This window comes from Pseudomonas sp. SST3 (assembly GCF_003325755.1).
Genome location: NZ_QORI02000026.1, coordinates 17,570 through 35,441, shown reverse-complemented (window position 1 = coordinate 35,441; position 17,872 = coordinate 17,570). Strand labels below are relative to the sequence as shown.

13 protein-coding genes and 1 pseudogene are annotated in these 17,872 nt (G+C 61.1%); 7 read left to right on the top strand and 7 right to left on the bottom strand.

Going from position 1 to position 17,872, the window contains the following annotated elements; translation table 11 throughout:
• Positions 1–7: 7 nt before the first annotated feature.
• Together DQ405_RS20080 and DQ405_RS20075 are read left to right on the top strand one after the other, a co-directional pair.
• Positions 8–472 carry a DUF2489 domain-containing protein gene (locus DQ405_RS20080; protein WP_168425821.1) on the top strand — a complete coding sequence of 155 codons (465 nt, stop codon included), beginning with the start codon at positions 8–10 and terminating at the stop codon, positions 470–472.
• A 69-nt stretch (positions 473–541) separates the two neighbouring features.
• Entirely contained in the window at positions 542–3,079 is a 2,538-nt protein-coding gene (locus DQ405_RS20075; protein ID WP_168425820.1) for a penicillin acylase family protein, read from the top strand.
• A gap of 54 nt (positions 3,080–3,133) precedes the next feature.
• Here DQ405_RS20075 and DQ405_RS20070 read toward each other — a convergent pair whose 3' ends face one another.
• Complete coding sequence (locus tag DQ405_RS20070; protein WP_168425819.1) at positions 3,134–3,733, bottom strand: DJ-1/PfpI family protein; 600 nt, start codon at positions 3,731–3,733, stop codon at positions 3,134–3,136.
• Between the two features lie 107 nt (positions 3,734–3,840).
• On the bottom strand, positions 3,841–4,539 hold the full coding sequence (tsaA, locus tag DQ405_RS20065) for a tRNA (N6-threonylcarbamoyladenosine(37)-N6)-methyltransferase TrmO (RefSeq protein WP_168425818.1): 699 nt from the start codon (positions 4,537–4,539) through the stop codon (positions 3,841–3,843).
• Positions 4,540–4,714: 175 nt separating this feature from the next.
• On the opposite strand from tsaA, the gene betT reads away from it, so the two are divergent.
• From betT to betA, 3 genes and pseudogenes are all read left to right on the top strand, one after another.
• Complete coding sequence (betT, locus tag DQ405_RS20060; protein WP_168425817.1) at positions 4,715–6,784, top strand: choline BCCT transporter BetT; 2,070 nt, start codon at positions 4,715–4,717, stop codon at positions 6,782–6,784.
• A gap of 96 nt (positions 6,785–6,880) precedes the next feature.
• Entirely contained in the window at positions 6,881–8,353 is a 1,473-nt protein-coding gene (betB, locus tag DQ405_RS20055) for a betaine-aldehyde dehydrogenase (RefSeq protein ID WP_168425816.1), read from the top strand.
• Between the two features lie 61 nt (positions 8,354–8,414).
• A pseudogene (gene betA / locus DQ405_RS20050) lies at positions 8,415–10,097 on the top strand (choline dehydrogenase).
• Between the two features lie 45 nt (positions 10,098–10,142).
• Here the strand turns inward: betA and DQ405_RS20045 are convergent.
• The 5 genes from DQ405_RS20045 to DQ405_RS20025 all read right to left on the bottom strand — a co-directional run bounded on the left by DQ405_RS20045 (position 10,143) and on the right by DQ405_RS20025 (position 15,705).
• The gene (locus tag DQ405_RS20045) at positions 10,143–10,598 is read right to left on the bottom strand and encodes a carboxymuconolactone decarboxylase family protein (RefSeq protein ID WP_168425815.1); all 456 of its coding nucleotides are present in this window, start codon (positions 10,596–10,598) and stop codon (positions 10,143–10,145) included.
• 10 nt (positions 10,599–10,608) lie between these two features.
• Positions 10,609–11,346 carry an SDR family oxidoreductase gene (locus DQ405_RS20040; protein ID WP_168425814.1) on the bottom strand — a complete coding sequence of 246 codons (738 nt, stop codon included), beginning with the start codon at positions 11,344–11,346 and terminating at the stop codon, positions 10,609–10,611.
• A gap of 183 nt (positions 11,347–11,529) precedes the next feature.
• The gene (locus tag DQ405_RS20035; protein ID WP_168425813.1) at positions 11,530–12,201 is read right to left on the bottom strand and encodes a TetR/AcrR family transcriptional regulator; all 672 of its coding nucleotides are present in this window, start codon (positions 12,199–12,201) and stop codon (positions 11,530–11,532) included.
• A gap of 400 nt (positions 12,202–12,601) precedes the next feature.
• Complete coding sequence (rimO, locus tag DQ405_RS20030; protein ID WP_168425812.1) at positions 12,602–13,924, bottom strand: 30S ribosomal protein S12 methylthiotransferase RimO; 1,323 nt, start codon at positions 13,922–13,924, stop codon at positions 12,602–12,604.
• Positions 13,925–14,100: 176 nt separating this feature from the next.
• Positions 14,101–15,705 carry a sensor domain-containing diguanylate cyclase gene (locus DQ405_RS20025; RefSeq protein WP_168425811.1) on the bottom strand — a complete coding sequence of 535 codons (1,605 nt, stop codon included), beginning with the start codon at positions 15,703–15,705 and terminating at the stop codon, positions 14,101–14,103.
• Between the two features lie 270 nt (positions 15,706–15,975).
• Here DQ405_RS20025 and DQ405_RS28325 point away from each other — a divergent pair, with 270 nt between their 5' ends.
• Positions 15,976–17,454, top strand: coding sequence for an ATPase domain-containing protein (locus tag DQ405_RS28325; RefSeq protein WP_168425810.1), 1,479 nt, complete (start codon positions 15,976–15,978; stop codon positions 17,452–17,454).
• On the top strand, positions 17,447–17,869 hold the full coding sequence (locus tag DQ405_RS20015) for a response regulator (RefSeq protein ID WP_168425809.1): 423 nt from the start codon (positions 17,447–17,449) through the stop codon (positions 17,867–17,869). Before DQ405_RS28325 ends, DQ405_RS20015 begins: the two co-directional genes overlap by 8 nt.
• The last annotated feature ends 3 nt before the right edge of the window (positions 17,870–17,872 follow it).

Sequence of the window (17,872 nt, the reverse complement as noted above, 5' to 3'; positions counted from 1 at the left end):
TCCGCCCATGACGCCCCTCGCCATAGCGTTGCTGATTTCCGGTCTGCTGCTGATTGCAGCATTGGCCGGATATGCCCTGCATCTATGGCGCAGGGTCTGGCGCAGAGAGCAACAGCTTGCCGATATGCAGGCGCAGCAGCACGCCGCCCTCGCGGCGGATCTGCGGGTGCTCGCCGGTAGCCTGCTGGATGAGCAGGTGCCCCTGATCGAGGGCGCGATCCGAATCAAGGTCCTGCTGGACAACTACGACTCGAACCTTGGCCAGGACCCTCGCTGCCAGGTTTTCCAGATGCTCTTCGAGGCGACCGAGCAAGTGCCGACGCATGCTGCGTGGAAGGCACTGGATAAGCACGAGCGCCGGCGTCATGAAGCCAACTTCAGCGCGCTCGAACTGCAGCACAAGGCCGAGGCGCGCCGCTCCGCTCGCTGGCTGCTCGACGAAGCGCTGCCAAAAAACCGCCAAGCTGCCTGAGCGCAACGGCTTCGCATCACACCATCTATTCTCTCTATCTCGTAGTGCCCTGCCTGTAAGGAGCCGTTGATGTCTCTGCGTCTGCCGTTTGTTCTGGTTCGCCTGACTCTGGGCGCTGCATTGGTGGCCGGTGGCCTCGGCGGCTGTCAGGCATATCTGGATAGCCGCTACAGCGACAGCCTGCCACCTGCGCACGGCGTCCAGCCGATCACCGGCCTGGATAAGAGCGTGAGCATTCGCCGCAACACGTTAGGGATGCCATTGATCGAGACGGCCACGTTTCATGACGCGCTGTTCGGTCTGGGTTACGTGCACGCCACTGATCGCCTGAGTCAGATGGTCAGCCTGCGTCTTATGGCCGAAGGACGCCTGGCCGAGATGGCAGGACCAGGTGTGCTTGAGATCGACCGCTTCATGCGCGCCGCGAATCTTCGGCAAAGCGCTGCGGTGCTCTATCGGGAAAGCTCGCCGCGGATGAAACGGTTCTTCGAGGTCTACGCGCGGGGCGTCAATGCGTACCTATTCCGTCATCGCGACAAGTTACCAATGGATCTGGCCGCCGCCGGTTATACGCCTGAGTACTGGAAGGCCGAGGATTCGGTACTGGTGTTCTGTCTGCTGAATTTCGGCCTGGCAGTCAATCTTCAGGAAGAAATCGCCTCGCTGACCATGACGCAGAAAGTCGGTAGCGACAAGCTCGCCTGGCTGCTGCCCACCTATCCTGACGAGCCACTGCCGTTCGGGGAGGCCGACAAGCTTGAAGGGCTGAAGCTGAGCGGCGAGATACCAGGCCTGGCCGCGCTCGACAGTGCGGCCTCACGGGTGGCTTCGATGAGCATGCTTGGCGTCGCCGCTTCCAACAATTGGGCGGTATCGGGCAGCAATACCCGCAGTGGCAAACCACTGATGGCCAACGACACGCACCTGCCGCTGTCGATGCCCTCGTACTGGAATTTCGTGCAGATCCGCTCACCCAAGTTCCAGGCCGCCGGGGTCACGATCGCTGGCGTGCCCGCGGTAGTGGCGGGCTTCAACGGTAAACTGGGCTGGGGTATGACCATGGTCATGGGCGATACCCAGGATCTGTTTCTGGAGCAGGTGCGCCGTGAAGGTGGACGCCTGCTGTATCTCGCTGATGGCAAGTGGGTGCCGGCTCGCGAACGTCACGAGACCTTCTTCATCAAGGGCGCGCGACCGGTTCGCGAAACCATCTACGAGACTCGTAATGGGCCGCTGCTGAACAGCGTGCTGGGCGAGCGCAAGCATCCCCTGCAACCGTTGCAGCTGAGCAGCGGTTATGGGCTGGCGCTCAAGACGACACAGTTCGAAGCCGACCGATCGCTGGATGCGTTTTTTGACCTGACCCGCGCGCAATCGGTGGATCAGGCGTTCGAGGCGACTCGCGATATCCGTGCCGCCGCACTCAACATTGTATTTGCCGACCAGCAAAGCACCGGTTGGCAGGTGACAGGGCGCTACCCGAATCGTCGTGAAGGGGTGGGTCTGGTGCCGTCGCCGGGTTGGGACGGGCGATATGACTGGGATGGATACGCCGATCCCATGCTGCACCCCTATGATCAGGACCCCGCGCAAGGCTGGCTCGCGACGGCCAACCAGCGCACCGTGCCCAAGGGCTACGGTATGCAGCTGTCTAATTCCTGGTACTACCCGGAGCGCGCCGAGCGAATTGCGGAGCTGCTCGCACAGGGCAAGCAGGACAGCCGCAGCGTGATCGCGATGCAATACGATCAGACCACGACCTTCGCCGCCAAACTGCAGACCATGCTGCAGGCGCCGGGAATGGCAGAGTCGCTAAAAACCGCTATCGATGCGCTCGCCGAACCTGAGCGGGGCAGGGCGCGCGAGGCGCTGTCGATACTGCTGAGTTTCGATGGCAAGCTCGCTGCCGATTCAGGCGATGCCGCCCTGTATGAGGCATTTCTGATGGAATCGGCTCGTCAGATCTTTCTCGATGAGTTGGGGCCGGACAATAGCGCCGCGTGGAAGGCGCTGGTGGAAACCGCAAACGCCTCTTACTCGGCACAGGCGGATCATCTGCTGGGGCGCGACGACAGCCCGTTCTGGGATGACCTGAGCACCCCCCGTCAGGAAGATAAGCCCGCTGTTCTGGCGCGTTCTCTGGCGGCGGCGATCAGCCGGATGGAGGCGGCCCAGGGCGCTGATCGCACTAGCTGGCGCTGGGGCAAACTGCATACCTATACCTGGCAGACGGGTACGACGCAGCTGGCGCCTTACATGTCCACCAGTCAGCGCGCTGGCATCAACGCAATCAGCGGCTATCTGGACCGCGGCCCATACGCGGCTGGCGGCGATCACAGCACCTTGAACGTTTCGGCCTACCGCTGGGGCGACAACTTCGATACCTGGCTGATCCCGGCGATGCGCATCATCGTCGACTTCGGGCGTGACGAGCCGATGATCGGGCTCAACAGTTCCGGTCAGTCCGGCAACCCGGCGAGCCCGCACTACGCCGACGGTATCGAGGCCTGGCTGAAAGGCGGCTACGTGAGCTTCCCATTCAAGCCAGAGAATCTCGACAAGGTCTACGGCACCCAACGGCTATTGCTCACCCCGGCACGTCAGTAGCTTCCGACTGGCTGGGGCGGGCAGTACAGCAAGCTGGTGTTGCCCGAGCCTCAGTCATTCGTTCTCACGCCAATCGAAATCCAGTTGCCGAGCTGTGGCCTCGGCCAGCTCGCGTCCAGCGATTCGCTCGACCAGATGCAGGCTCATGTCGATCCCGGCTGAGATGCCCGCCGAAGTCAGGTAACGGCCGACATCAACCCATCGGCAGCCGTCGACGACCTGGAGCATCGGAAACATCGCTTTCAGCTCGGTGAGGTCTTCCCAGTGCGTAGTTGCCTTATGGGCGTAAAGCACATTGGCCTTGGCCAGGAGAAACGCGCCGGTGCACACGGAGGCGGTGAGTCCGGCCTGAGCGGCGGTCTTCTCGATCCACTGCACAACCTCAGGGTTCTCCAGTTCGGCCGTTATAACGCCGCCGGGAACTATCAGTAGATCTATTGGCGGATGGTTGGCGAAGTTGAAGTTGGGTTGCACTACCAGGCCGGCCCTGGCGCGCACCAACCCTTTGCGTGCGGCGATGGTCGAGGTCGAGAAGGGCGGCGGCATCCCATCGCGAAGCGCTACCCGCGTAGCGGTGGTGAAGACTTCGTAGGGGCCGGAGAAGTCGAGTACCTCAACGTCTGGATAAAGGTAGATACCGACGGCTGTGGGCATGACGGTCACCTGTCCTGTTACGGTGGGCGAAAAGACGCTGCATTCGATTCGTTGCGTAGGCACCCCTAGCAGCGGGGCCCGGCAGGCCGGCCCTGGCACGGCACAGACTAGCCGTCTACCCGTAATACTTCCAATACCGTAATGGAAGCGGGGTCCGGGTAATGCCAGCGCACTTCGACGTCCCACAGGCGGGTGCCGTAGCGCCGCTCCGGTGTGGGTGTCTGGTAGGCCGGTCGCGGATCCTGTGCCAGGCATTGCTCTATCAACTCCTGCAGCGGCTCTCCCAACCGCAGCGCTTCGCCGCGTGCCTGTTGCAGACTTGTCTCGGTCCAGTGCACGGCGATGAGTTCCGGAGCCTCGTTAGCCAGGCCATTGCTCGCGCCGGCAATCGCATCGGCGTAGGGAACGTAAGGCTTGATATCCAGTACCGGTGTGCCGTCCAGTAGATCGATTCCCGACAGGTGTAGACGGCCGGGTTCGATCCGTTCCAGCCTGACTACCGACTGGCCGATGCCATTGGGCCGGTGCGTCGAACGCGTTGCGAACACACCAATCATACGGTTGCCACCCAGACGCGGTGGGCGTACCCGCAAACGTGGTTCGGCTTCAAGTGCCTGATGGAAGAGAAACAACAGCCAGACATGGCTGACCTGCTCGAGGCCGTCCAGCGCATGGGCTTGATCGAAGGGCGAGATCAGTTCGAGCACGCCTCGCGCGGCGGGCGCCAATTGCGGCTGTCGCGGAATAGCGAATTTTTCCTTGAAGCAGGAGCGGACGAAGCCAATGGGCGAAACGGAATAGGACATGCGTGCCGTTGTGGTGTGGAAGCGTGGGTAGCCATCTTACCTGCTGTCGTGACGCGGCACGCCTTCGTTCAACGCGGCACCTAACCAAACGTGAGCGCAGCAGTCGAAACGGTCTGCCGCAATTCATCGCACTGCGATGTCAAAAAAGCCAGAACAAGTTCAGGAGATAGAACTGATGAACGAGGCTGAGCTCTCATCCGACAACACCGAGACATCACGAGACCGCATTAACCCAATCGTTTTCTACAGCTCGGCAATAGCCATCGTGCTGTTCGCGATCTGGACCATAGTGTTCAAGGAGTCCTCCCTTTCGGTCATCAACACCGTGCTGGGCTGGATTTCAAACACCTTCGGCTGGTTCTATTTTCTTGCCGTGTTGGTGTATCTGCTGTTCGTGGTCGTTATCGCCACCAGTCGCTACGGCAAGATCAGGCTTGGGCCTGATCATTCGAAACCCGAGTTCAACGTAATCACCTGGGCTGCGATGCTGTTCTCGGCAGGGATCGGCATCGACCTGCTGTTTTTCTGCATCGCCGAGCCGATCACCCAGTTCCTCGAGCCGCCGGTAGGCGAGGGTGGCACCGCTCAGGCGGCGCGTCACGCAATGGAGCTAACGTTCCTTCATTGGGGGCTGTCCGGCTGGGGTGTGTATACGCTGGTGGGCATGTCGCTGGCGTATTTCAGTTTTCGCCAGGGTCTGCCGCTGTCGATTCGCTCGTCGCTCTATCCGATTTTCGGTAAAGGCATTTACGGGCCCGTCGGACATACCGTCGACACCGCCGCCGTGCTGGGAACGGTGTTCGGCATCGCCACCAGTCTCGGCATCGGCATCATCCAGCTGAATTTCGGTCTGAACTACATTTTCGGCGTGCCGGAAGGCACCTTGACCCAGGCGGTACTGGTGGTGCTGATCGTCGTGTTCTCGGCAGTATCGGCCGCGACAGGGGTGGAGCGCGGCATCCGCCGGCTGTCGGAGTTCAATATGCTGCTGGCGGTGCTGTTGCTGCTGTTCGTGTTGTTCGCCGGGCAAACCACCTTCCTGCTCAATGCATTGGTGATGAACATCGGAGACTACTTCTCCAACTTCATCAGCCTGTCGTTCGATACCTACGCCTATGATCAGCCCACCGATTGGCTGAATGCCTGGACCGTTTTCTTCTGGGCCTGGTGGATCGCGTGGGGGCCCTTCGTCGGGCTGTTCCTCGCGCGTATCTCACGGGGTCGGACCATCCGCGAGTTCGTGATCGGTACCTTGTTGTTGCCACTGGCTTTCATGATGGCCTGGATGTCGATCATGGGTAACAGTGCCATCGACATGGTCATGAATGGCGCAGTCGAGTTCGGCGCGCAAGCGGTGAGCAATCCAGGCTCCTCGATCTATCTGTTCCTTCAGAGCCTGCCTTGGGCAGGTCTGACGACTGCGGTGGCGACCATTCTGGCGATTGTGTTCTTCGTCACGTCCGGTGACTCGGGCTCGTTGGTGCTGTCCAACTTCACCTCGATCCTCAAGGACGTGAACAACGATGCGCCTGTTTGGATGCGCGTTCTCTGGGCTGCCATCATCGGCGTGCTGACATTAGCGCTGCTGATCGCCGGTGGCTTGACGGCATTGCAGGGCACCGTGGTGATCATGGGACTGCCATTCTCCATCGTCCTGCTGTTCATGATGGTCGGCCTGTTCAAAGCGCTGCATGTCGAAGGAGAGATGGCGGACAGTATCCAGAAGAGTCTTCCTGGGCAGTTGTCCGGCCGCGCGACGCTGGAACATGCACACATGAACTGGAGCCAGCGGCTCTCGCGTGCGATGAGCTTTCCCAGCCAGTCGCAGATCCGCCGCTATCTGCACGAGGTATGCAAGCCGGCCATGGAGGAAATCCGCCAGGCGCTCGGTGAAAAGGGCGTGCCGGTGGAAATCATCGAGGGCGAGTCTGGCAACGAGCATCTGATCCTCAACGTCAATCTCGGCAGCGAGCAGGATTTTACCTATCAGATCTGGCCGGTGCGCGGCTCCATGCCTTCGTTTGCCGTACGGACCCAGAGCAGCCGTGCCCACTACTACCGCCTCGAAGTGCACCTGCGCCAGGGGAGTCTCGGCTACGACCTGATGGGCTACTCAAAACGGCAGCTGATCGAAGACATCCTCGATCACTACGAACACCACATGCAGTTTCTGCATCTGCAGCGCGAGAAAGGCGCCCTGGCTGGCGATGCATCCGAGCCGGGCACTGTCCCTGGCGCCAGCTGATCCCTGCACGGCCGGCTGCAGGCTGGCCCGTGTCCTTCCAACCCGTGGCAGCGGCCCACTCGGTCGCCGCCATTCGGACGACGAAAGAGGTAAATCATGGCCCGTTATCCACGTCAACAGCTCTATATCGATGGTGCCTATTCCAATGCCAGCGGTGGCGACGTGTTCGAAAGCGTCAATCCGGCCAACGGTGAGGTACTCGCGGAGGTCGCTCAGGCAACCCGCGCCGATCTCGAACGCGCGGTCGCCAGCGCCGAGAAAGGCCAGAAGATCTGGGCGGCACTGACCGGTATGGAGCGTTCTCGCATCATGCGCAAGGCGGTCGATCTGCTACGTGAGCGCAACAACGAACTGGCACTGCTGGAAACCCTGGACACCGGCAAGCCGCTGATGGAAACCCGCAGCGTCGATATCGTCACCGGTGCCGACGTGCTCGAGTACTACGCCGGCCTCGCACCCGCCATCGAAGGCGAGCAGATCCCGCTGCGCGACACCAGTTTCGTCTATACCCGGCGTGAACCGCTCGGCGTGGTGGCCGGGATCGGCGCGTGGAACTATCCGATCCAGATCGCCCTGTGGAAGGCCGCACCGGCGCTGGCTGCCGGTAACGCGATGATTTTCAAACCCAGTGAAGTGACCTCGCTGAGCGCGCTCAAGCTTGCCGAGATATTCACCGAGGCAGGGCTGCCGGCAGGCGTGTTCAACGTGCTGACCGGCACCGGTGCCGAGATCGGTGCCATGCTCACCGAGCACCCGCGCATCGCCAAGGTGTCTTTCACCGGTGGCGTGGCGACGGGCAAGAAAGTCATGGCCAGCGCGGCGAGTTCTTCGCTGAAGGACGTGACCATGGAATTGGGCGGCAAGTCGCCGCTGATCGTCTGCGAAGACGCCGATCTGAATCGCGCGGCGGACATAGCGGTGATGGCCAACTTCTTCAGCTCCGGACAGGTCTGCACCAATGGCACCCGTGTCTTCGTGCCGCGCACGCTGCTCGGCGAGTTCGAGGCCAAGCTGCTGGAGCGGGTCAAGCGCATCCGCATGGGCGATCCGCAGGATGAGCAGACGACTTTCGGCCCCATGGTCAGCTTCGGCCATATGCAGAACGTGCTGGGCTACATCGCCAAGGGCAAGGCGCAGGGCGCGCGCCTGCTGTGTGGGGGTGAACGGGTGACCAGCGGAGAGTTCGGCCGGGGCGCCTACATCGAGCCGACCATCTTCAGCGACTGTACCGACGATATGATCATCGCCCGCGAAGAAATCTTCGGCCCGGTACTGAGCCTGCTGCCCTATGACGACGAAGAGGAAGCGGTGCGCCGCGCCAATGACAGCGACTACGGCCTGGCGGCCGGTGTGGTGACACCGGATCTGGTGCGCGCTCACCGCATCATTCATCAAATGGAAGCCGGGATCTGCTGGATCAACACCTGGGGAGAGTCAGCCGCGCAAATGCCGGTTGGCGGCTACAAGCAGTCCGGCATCGGCCGCGAGAACGGTATTTCTTCGCTCGCGCATTACACGCGTTTGAAATCCGTACAGGTGGAGCTGGGCGAATTCGCCTCGGTTTTCTAAGGCCCCCGAAGAGCCAAGGGCGGCGATGCATTCGCGTCGGCCTGCGCAACAGGAGGATTTCATGGAGTACGACTACATCATCATCGGCGCGGCTCGGCCGGGAATACGCTGGCGGCACGCCTCACCGAGGACGCAGGCGTCAGCGTTCTGCTGCTGGAGGCCGGTGGCCCCGACTATCGCCTGGATTTTCGCACCCAGATGCCCGCCGCGCTGGCCTATCCGCTGCAAGGCACGCGCTACAACTGGGCCTACAAGACCGATCCGGAACCGCACATGAACAACCGCCGCATGGATTGCGGTCGCGGCAAGGGGCTGGGCGGCTCGTCGCTGATCAATGGCATGTGTTACGTCCGTGGCAATGCGCTGGATTACGACAACTGGGCGAAGATGCCGGGGCTGGAGGATTGGAGCTATCTCGATTGTCTGCCGTATTTCCGCAAGGCGGAATCCCGCGACATCGGGCCCAACGACTATCACGGCGGTGACGGCCCGGTCAGCGTGACCACGCCCAAGCCCGGCAACAACGTGCTGTTCCATGCCATGGTCGAGGCCGGTGTGCAGGCCGGTTATCCGAAGACCGAAGACCTCAACGGTTATCAGCAGGAGGGCTTCGGCCCAATGGACCGTACGGTTACGCCGAACGGGCGTCGCGCCAGTACCGCTCGGGGTTATCTCGATCAGGCCAAGGATCGCCCGAACCTGACCATCGTCACCCCACGCCGTGACCGACCGTGTGCTGTTCGAGAACAAGCGGGCGGTGGGCGTAAAATACCTGCGTGGGCGCGAACAGCCGACGATTGCTCGGGCTCGACGCGAAGTACTGCTGTGCGGCGGCGCCGTCGCCGTCGCCTCGCCGCAGATATTGCAGCGCTCCGGCGTCGGACCGGCCGCGCTGCTCCGGGACCTGAACATCGAGATCGTTCACGATTTGCCAGGGGTCGGGCAAAACCTGCAAGACCACCTGGAAATGTACTTGCAGTACGAATGCAAGCAGCCGGTCTCGCTGTACCCGGCGTTGAAGTGGTGGAACCAGCCGGCGATCGGTGCCGAGTGGCTGTTTCTCGGCTCCGGCATCGGTGCCAGCAACCAGTTCGAGGCAGGCGGTTTCATTCGCAGTCGCGACGAGTTCGAGTGGCCGAACATCCAGTTTCACTTCCTGCCGGTCGCGGTCAGCTACAACGGCAGCAACGCCCATGACGGCCACAGTTTCCAGGCGCACGTGGGCTCGATGCGCTCTCCCAGCCGCGGGCGGATCCAGATCCGCTCGACCGACCCGCAGGTCGATCCCAGCATCCTGTTCAACTACATGTCCCATGAGCAGGATTGGCAGGAGTTTCGCGACGGTATTCGCCTGACGCGCGAGATCATTGGCCAACCTGCGCTCGACCCTTATCGTGGCAAAGAGCTCAGCCCGGGGGCGCAAGCCCAGAGCGATGCGGAGTTGGATGCCTTCGTCCGCGAACATGCGGAGACGGCTTATCACCCGTCATGCTCGTGCAAAATGGGTACGGATGAGATGGCGGTGGTCGACGGACAGGGCCGCGTGCATGGGGTAGAGGGATTACGCGTGGTAGATGCTTCGATCATGCCGCTGATCATCACTGGCAACCTCAACGCCACCACCATCATGATCGCCGAGAAGATTGCCGATCGGATTCGTGGGCAACAACCGCTACCACGCAGCACGGCGGCATATTACGTGGCCAATGGGGCTCCGGTGCGGCAGTCGCCACAGCGCAGCTGAGGCAGCACCGGAGGGCTCGGCTTCCTGGTTGCGTAGTGCCTGGCGTTACCGCTCGACGGGGTCCGTCATCTCGCGCAGTGTCTGTGCCGCATCGATGGCGCGGGGAAAGCCGGCCGTAACGGTGGTGAGGTAGATCACTTCCTTCAGCTCGTCTCGCGTGACGCCGAGCCGTAGCGCATAGCCGGCATGCACTTTCAGTTGCGGCAGATTGCCCTGCGCGGCGAAGGCGGCGATGGCTGCCAGTTGCCGGGTGCGATCGTCCAGTCCGCTGCGTGCCCAGACATCGCCCAAGGCGTAGTCGGTGATGCCATCAGCGAGAAAGGGGTAATCCTGCCGCAAGGCATCGAGCACCGGTTGCCCGGCGCCGCCGGACAGATGATCCATCACCTGCAAGCCGCGCTCCTGCCGTTCGCTGCCGACAGCTTCCTGCGAGGCGAGCGTGAGCGGTCCGAGTATCCCCAGCCAGGCGGCGATCAGTATGTTTTCGGTACGAATTTGCATGGCGATGGCCTCAGAAAGGGCTGGCGGTAGGGCGCACGATCAGCTCGCTGACGTCGACATCGGCTGGCTGCTCGATGGCATAGGCGATGGCGCGGGCGATGGCATCGGCCGGGATGGCGATGCGACGGAAATCGTCCATGGCCGCGCGGGCGTTATCGTCTGAGATGCTCTCGGCCAATTCCGACTCGGTCACGCCGGGGGAAACCAGGGTGACGCGAATGTCGCCGCCGACCTCCTGGCGCAATCCTTCGGAGATCGCCCGCACCGCATATTTGGTTGCGCAGTAAACCGCAGCTGTGGGGCTGACCGCATAGGCGCCAATGGAGGCGATGTTGATGAACTGGCCCGAGCGCTGGCGCTGCATCAGCGGTAGACCCGCGGCGATTCCATGCAACACGCCGCGAATGTTCACGGCGATCATGCGGTCCCATTCCGCGACTTTCAGGGCGTCGAGCCTTGAGAGCGGCATCACCCCGGCATTGTTGATGATCACATCGATGCGACCGTAACGTCGCTCGGCGAAGTCGACGAAGGCCTGGGTGTCCTCGCGGCTGGTCACATCCAGCGTGCGGAAGGTGGCGACGCCGCCGACCTCATTGATGCTCGCGGCCAGGCGCTCCAGCCGTTCCAGCCGGCGCGCACCTAATACGACGGTTGCACCCCGCGCGGCCAGCAGGCGCGCTGTTGCTTCGCCGATGCCGCTGCTGGCGCCGGTGATCAGTACGATTTTTCCGTTGATGCTCGACATGTAGGTGTCCTCCGCTGGGTCATTCGTCGGCGCCGGTGGTGCCGTGAGATGAATGGTGGGGCGGAGGTGGCGGATGGCGTTATGTCGATCCTGCCGAGTACTTGCCTGATTCTGGCTGGAGCGGTTTACCGGACGCTGGCTTAGCGGCCTCCGGCGCGGCTGGCCGGCGCCGGAAAAGTCTCGTCAGGCAGGGCGCGGTGGCGTCAGCCCGCAGCCCTTGAGGATGACCCTGATCAGGGTTTCAGTGCCGCGTTCGTAATCCTCCTTGGTCACCCGGCGTTGGCCAGTGATGCGGCGGATCTGATCGGAGAAATCGGCGTAGTGCTGGGTGCTGCTCCAGATCAGGAAGATCAGATGCATCGGATCGATCGGATCCATCTTGCCCGCGTCGCTCCATGCCTGGAACACCGCGGCACGGCCGCGGAACCACTCGCGGTAGTCCTCGTTGAAATGCGCCGACAGGCACGCACAACCGCTGATGACCTCCATGGCGAAGATCTTCGAGGCCTGCGGCTGCTTACGTGAAAATTCCATCTTGGTGCGGATGTAATCTGCCAGCACGACGGCCGGATCGTCGTCGACGCTGAGATGGTCGAAGGCACTATCCCAGAGTTCCAGGATATGTCGCATCACCTCGACATAGAGCCCCAGTTTGTTGGTGAAGTAGTAATGCAGGTTGGCCTTGGGCAGGGCGGCGCGCAGAGCGATCGCGCTCATACTCGTGCCCTTGAAGCCATGGCGGGCGAATTCTTCCGCAGCGGCCGAAAGGATCCGTTCCTCGTTCTTCTGGCGAATGCGGCCGGTGCGTCGGACGGGCGAGGGTGACTGGCTGAGAGTGGCGTCGAAGGTGTTCATAGATCCTTCTCTGTGATGATGGCATCCGGCCTGATGCCATTTCCTGATGCTCTAGGGTAGGTCAGCTTTTGGCGATTTCACACCTCTGTGGCCGATAGTGCCGTATTGCTTCGAACGTGCGATGTGCAGGGTACGAGGACGAAACCGAACGTCGCCCTGCTTCGCGAGCAAATCGTGACTGATGCAGCTATTCAAAAAGAAAACCCCGTCATCCAGGCTGTGTGAAAACTACTGCGCTCGGTCATGCTGCGTTAAAAACCGGCTCGGTTGCGAGCTCAGTCAAAATGCTCGTTTACAACTCGTAAACTGCACTTTTTCGCCTGTTTTGCCTTGCCTGACCTTCGCTCACTACGTTTTCACACGGCCTGCATCGGCGGGTTTTTGGTTCAGCTGACCTCGATCAGATCGTCTCGGCCCAGAGATCGTATTCGTCGGCGTTGGTCACGCGGACCCAGACCTTGTCGCCAGGCTGCAGCGGTTGTTCGCTGTCAACGTAAACCATGCCATCGATCTCTGGTGCATCGGAATAGGAGCGGCCAATGGCGCCGTCCTCATCGACTTCATCGATCAGCACTTCCATCTCCTGCCCGATTTTGCGCTCAAGGCGGGCTGCGCTGATGGCCTGCTGATGGGCCATGAAACGATCCCAGCGATCCTGCTTGATCTCATCCGGCACTGGCTCCAGGTCCAGCTCCTCAGCCGGGGCGCCTTCGACCGGCGAGTACTGAAAGCAGCCGACGCGGTCCAGCTGCGCTTCGGTCAGCCAGTCCAAAAGGTATTGGAAGTCTTCTTCGGTCTCGCCCGGGAAGCCGACAATGAAGGTCGAGCGAATCGTCAGTTGCGGGCAGATCTCGCGCCACTTCTTGATGCGTGCCAGGGTCTTGTCTTCGAAGGCCGGGCGCTTCATGGCCTTGAGTACCTTCGGGCTGGCATGCTGGAAGGGGATATCCAGGTAGGGCAGCAGCTTGCCTTCGGCCATCAGCGGGATCACATCGTCGACGTTCGGGTACGGGTAGACGTAATGCAGACGCACCCAAACGCCCATGTTCGACAACGCTTGGCATAGCTCCAGCATGCGTGTCTTGACCGGCTGACCATTCCAGAAATCGGTCTTGTACTTGACGTCGACGCCGTAGGCGCTGGTGTCTTGGGAAATCACCAGGATCTCCTTGACGCCAGCCTTGACCAGACGCTCGGCTTCGCTGAGCACATCGCCCACCGGACGGCTGACCAGCTTGCCGCGCATGGACGGGATGATGCAGAAGCTGCACGTGTGGTTGCAGCCCTCAGAAATCTTCAGATAGGCGTAATGCCGAGGCGTGAGCTTGATGCCCTGCGGCGGAACGAGATCGACGAAGGGGTCATGATCGATTCTCGGCGGGACCACTTCATGCACTGCATTGACGACCTGCTCGTATTGCTGCGGGCCAGTGACAGCGAGGACGCTGGGGTGCACGTTGCGAATGCTGTCCTCGGCGACGCCCATGCAACCGGTGACGATTACCTTGCCGTTCTCGGCGATGGCCTCGCCGATGGCATCCAGCGATTCTGCCTTGGCGCTGTCGATGAAGCCGCAGGTATTGACCACCACCACGTCGGCATCCTGATAGGTGGGTACGATCTGATAACCCTCCATGCGCAGCTGCGTCAGGATGCGTTCGGAGTCGACCGTTGCCTTGGGGCAACCCAGGCTGACGAACCCGACTGTTGGCGTTTTGCTCATCGACAATGTCCTCGGAACAGCGCATGAAAAAGGCGCGCGAGTATACAGAGCTGGATATTTTTTAGCCATGTCGGCCGTCGTGCCCGCCGATTCAGTTGCGCGTCTGGTTCGGCGGGGCTCTCGGAGGTTCGCCAGATCGGCGCGGGCACTTGATAGCGTCTGGGTGGCAGCGTCGGTCAGTCGTCCCGGTTGGTGTCGGCCGGTGGGTAATGGTCCAGTTCGGCGATCTCCGAGCGGTTGCGGCCGCGCTGTTTGGCCAGGTACAGGGCGTCATCGGCCAACTTGAGCACGCGCTCGATGTTGTCGGCGTGTATCGGCCAGATTGCAACGCCGAGTGAGACGGTAATGTGGCCAACGGGCTGAATCTGCGCCTGCTCGACGCAATGGCGCAATCGTTCGGCGACCTGCAGTGCCGATTCGGCGTTGGTGTTCGGCAACAGCATCAGAAATTCCTCTCCGCCGCTGCGGCAAAGAACATCGGCGTCCCGCGAGCAGGTCGTCATCACCTGTGCCAGGTGACGAATGACCTCATCGCCAACATCATGGCCGTGGGTGTCGTTGATGCGTTTGAAGTGGTCGATGTCGAGGGCCACAACGGCGAACGAGTGGCCCTCGGCGCTTAGCGCGTCCAGTGCCAGGGTAAGACCGCGGCGGTTGTGCAGGCCGGTCAAGGGGTCGGTCTGTGCATCGAGATTAAGTTTGCCGATGCGTTGATGCAGCAGGTTGATACCCAGCTGCATGGCGCGTTTGAGCTGGGCAGCTTCGAAATACCAGGAGCGGATGTGCTGAATGCGCTCCGGGCTGTTGGTTCTGTCCATCTCGCTCGCACTTTTCGCCAGCCGCCAGAGCGGTCGCGAAATCAGCCCTGACAACCACCAGACGCCAAGGAAGGTCAGCAGAGCAAGAGGAGCAGTCTGGCGTAACACTTCAAGCATCAGGTCGTCGAGCGGGTGCAGCGTTACCGCAGTGGGGCGTTGCGCGACGATGCCCCAGCCTGCGGTCGGCACCGGTGCGAAGCCGGCCAGCATGTCACGGCCCTGACTGTTGACGACCCGTTGGCTACCTGATTCGCCGTTGATGACCCGGTCGATGACAGCGTTCTCCGTGACCACAGTGCCGAGACGTTTGGGGTCAGGGTGGTAGAGCAACCGCCGGCTCTGGTCGACCGCATAGATGTAGGAACCGTCCTTGTAGTAGTGCTCGCCAAGCATGCTGTTGAGGATGTTTGGCTCTTTGAGATTAATCGTGCCGCCGATATAACCGAGGTATACGCCATCCTTGTCGATGATCGGGTGAGATATCGTGACCACGAGCGTTCCGATCGCTGAAATATACGGACTGCTGATCATCGGCTGCCGCGTCCGGCTCGCTTTGCGCGACCCAGGTGAGTGCAGTCGATGACCGATCAGCCGGCGAGTATCAGGTGACGTCGCTCGCAACACTCTGTGAGCGTCAACGATGAATACGTTATTGAAGCTGTTCGTCTGCAGACGCAACTGTTCGGCCTCGCTGAGCAGCGCTTCGTCGTCATGGAACTGCGCGGCGAGAATAGCTGCGCTGTATCTGAGCTGCTGCTGTACTGAGCCGAAGAATGTCTCTGTGCCGACGGCAAGCTTCGCGGCATAGGCGCGATTGGCCTCCAGGGTGCTATCGATGAGTGAATCGCGCTGTACCTGGTAGCTCGCATAGAAGCTGATGCTCAGCGTAATCAGTCCGCTGAGGATCGCCAGCATCACGATCAGCCGTCGCAGGTCTACGCGGAAAAGCGAAGCTAAAGACATGAAATCCGATTGGTCGGTAGAAGAAAGTCGTCACGCATGGTAGGGCGTTTTGTCGCGGCGCTCCAGCAAGTCGCCAATTAACTGCCGTCGATCTCAAGCTGTTCGTCTATCTGGAACCATTGCTGAGCCGCCATATCCGAAAGCTGACTTCCCCAAGCAAATACGCCTCGAATACCCATCGCGTGAGCGCTGACCAAGCTGATACGCAACGCAATGAAATGTGCGGGACCTTTGCTAGCATGGCCGCACTGACTTGAACGGATAGCTGCTGTGACCGATATCTCTACCACCTCGCAAACGGGGCCAACCCATGTTCCGACTGGCGTACCGGGGTTGGACGCTGTGCTCAAAGGAGGGCTTCTGCCGCGAGCGGTGTATATCGTCCAGGGCGGGCCAGGCGAGGGGAAAACGATTCTGGCCAACCAGATCTGCTACAGCTGGGCGGCAAGTGGAGAGCGCTCGCTGTACGTGACCCTGCTGGCAGAGACTCACCATCGCCTGCTTCGCCACCTGCAGAACATGACCTTCATGGATAACCGTCATGCCGGAACAGCCGTCGTCTATGAAAGCGCCTTCGATATTTTGCGCACGGATGGGCTGGAGGGTGTCCTTCGATACCTGACGCGTAATGGCAAGCGCCAGAAGGCCTCGCTGATTGTGATCGACGGCCTATTCGCACTGGAGGAGAACGCCGCGTCGGAGCGGGCGTTTCGCGAATTCATCAACGACCTGTCGGTGTATGCGGATGTCGTCGGCTGCACCATCCTGTTGCTGACCAACAGCAAGCGTGACGCGGGTAGCCCCGAATTCACCATGGTCGACGGCTGGCTGCATCTGGGCAGAGACGAGGATCGGTCCCGAACCTACCGTTACCTGCAGGTTCGCAAATTCAGGGGGAGCGACTTCATCGCCGGCCGGCATATGAGTTCCATCACCAGCGATGGATTCAGGGTGTTCCCGCGGCTCGAGGCGGTTACTGGCGAGCTCGAGTCCGCTCAGATGCGTGATCAGCGGCTAAGCACCGGAGTCGATGGTCTGGACCGGATCATCTTCGGCGGTATCCCTTACTCGTCGACGACACTGCTGGTCGGGCCTACGGGCGTCGGTAAAACGACGCTTGGGCTGAGCTTCATCTGTCAGAGCAGCGAAGCGGAGCCGGGGCTTGTGTTCGGCTTTTACGAGGACGCACATCGCCTTCGCCGTCGAGCCACCGCGCTGGGGCTGGACCTTGGTTCGTTGATCGACAACGGTGCTGTCGAGGTCATTCACCGAACGCCGACCGAGCTGCTGCAGGATCAGTTAGCCGAGGAGATCCTTGAGGCGTGCCGACGTCGTGGGGTCAAACGCCTATTCATCGATGGCGTGGACGCCTTCAAGCAAGCAGCGATTGATGTCCAACGCCTCGGGCGTTTCTTCAGTACGCTGACTGCGATTCTGCGCTGCGAAGGCGTCACCACGATTTTCACCGCTGAATTGGCTGAGATCGTTGGAGGTGCGCATGGTCTGCAATTCCCTGCTGTCTCGGCCATTGCAGAAAATATCCTGCTGTTGCGGTATGCCGAGCTCGAATCGCGTCTCTACCGAACACTGGCGGTCTTGAAGATGCGCGAGAGCGGCTTCGAACCCTATGTCTATGAGTTCAACCTGGGTGTGGAAGGGTTCAGGCTCGGTGAGCGCATGAAGCGTACGGAGGGGGTGCTGGTCGGAAGACCACATCGCCAACCTCTGTCGGGGGGAGACGATGTCTAGGGATGGCCGGGACGGGCTGGCGCCGCTCGTGCTGCTGGTCGAGGACGAAGTCGGGCTTAGCAAACTGATGGTGATGATCCTGGAGGATGAAGGCTACCGCGTTATCGAGGCGGCGAACGGAGCTCAAGGGCTGCGCAAGCTGGAGCAGGAAACGCCCGCATTGATCATTACCGATTACATGATGCCGGAGCTCAACGGGGTCGAGATGATCCGCGCCATTCGTCGAAACCCTGCGTTCGACCATGTGCGCATCCTGATGATGAGCGCTGCGCTTCCCCAGCGGATTCCCGGTCGTGACCTTATCGATCAGTTTCTGCCCAAGGGCACGGGACTCGATGTACTGATCGAGACCGTTCGGCGTCTGGTCGGCGATGACGCCGAGCCAGAGGATTCCGGTTCAGGCGTCGACGTCTAGGAT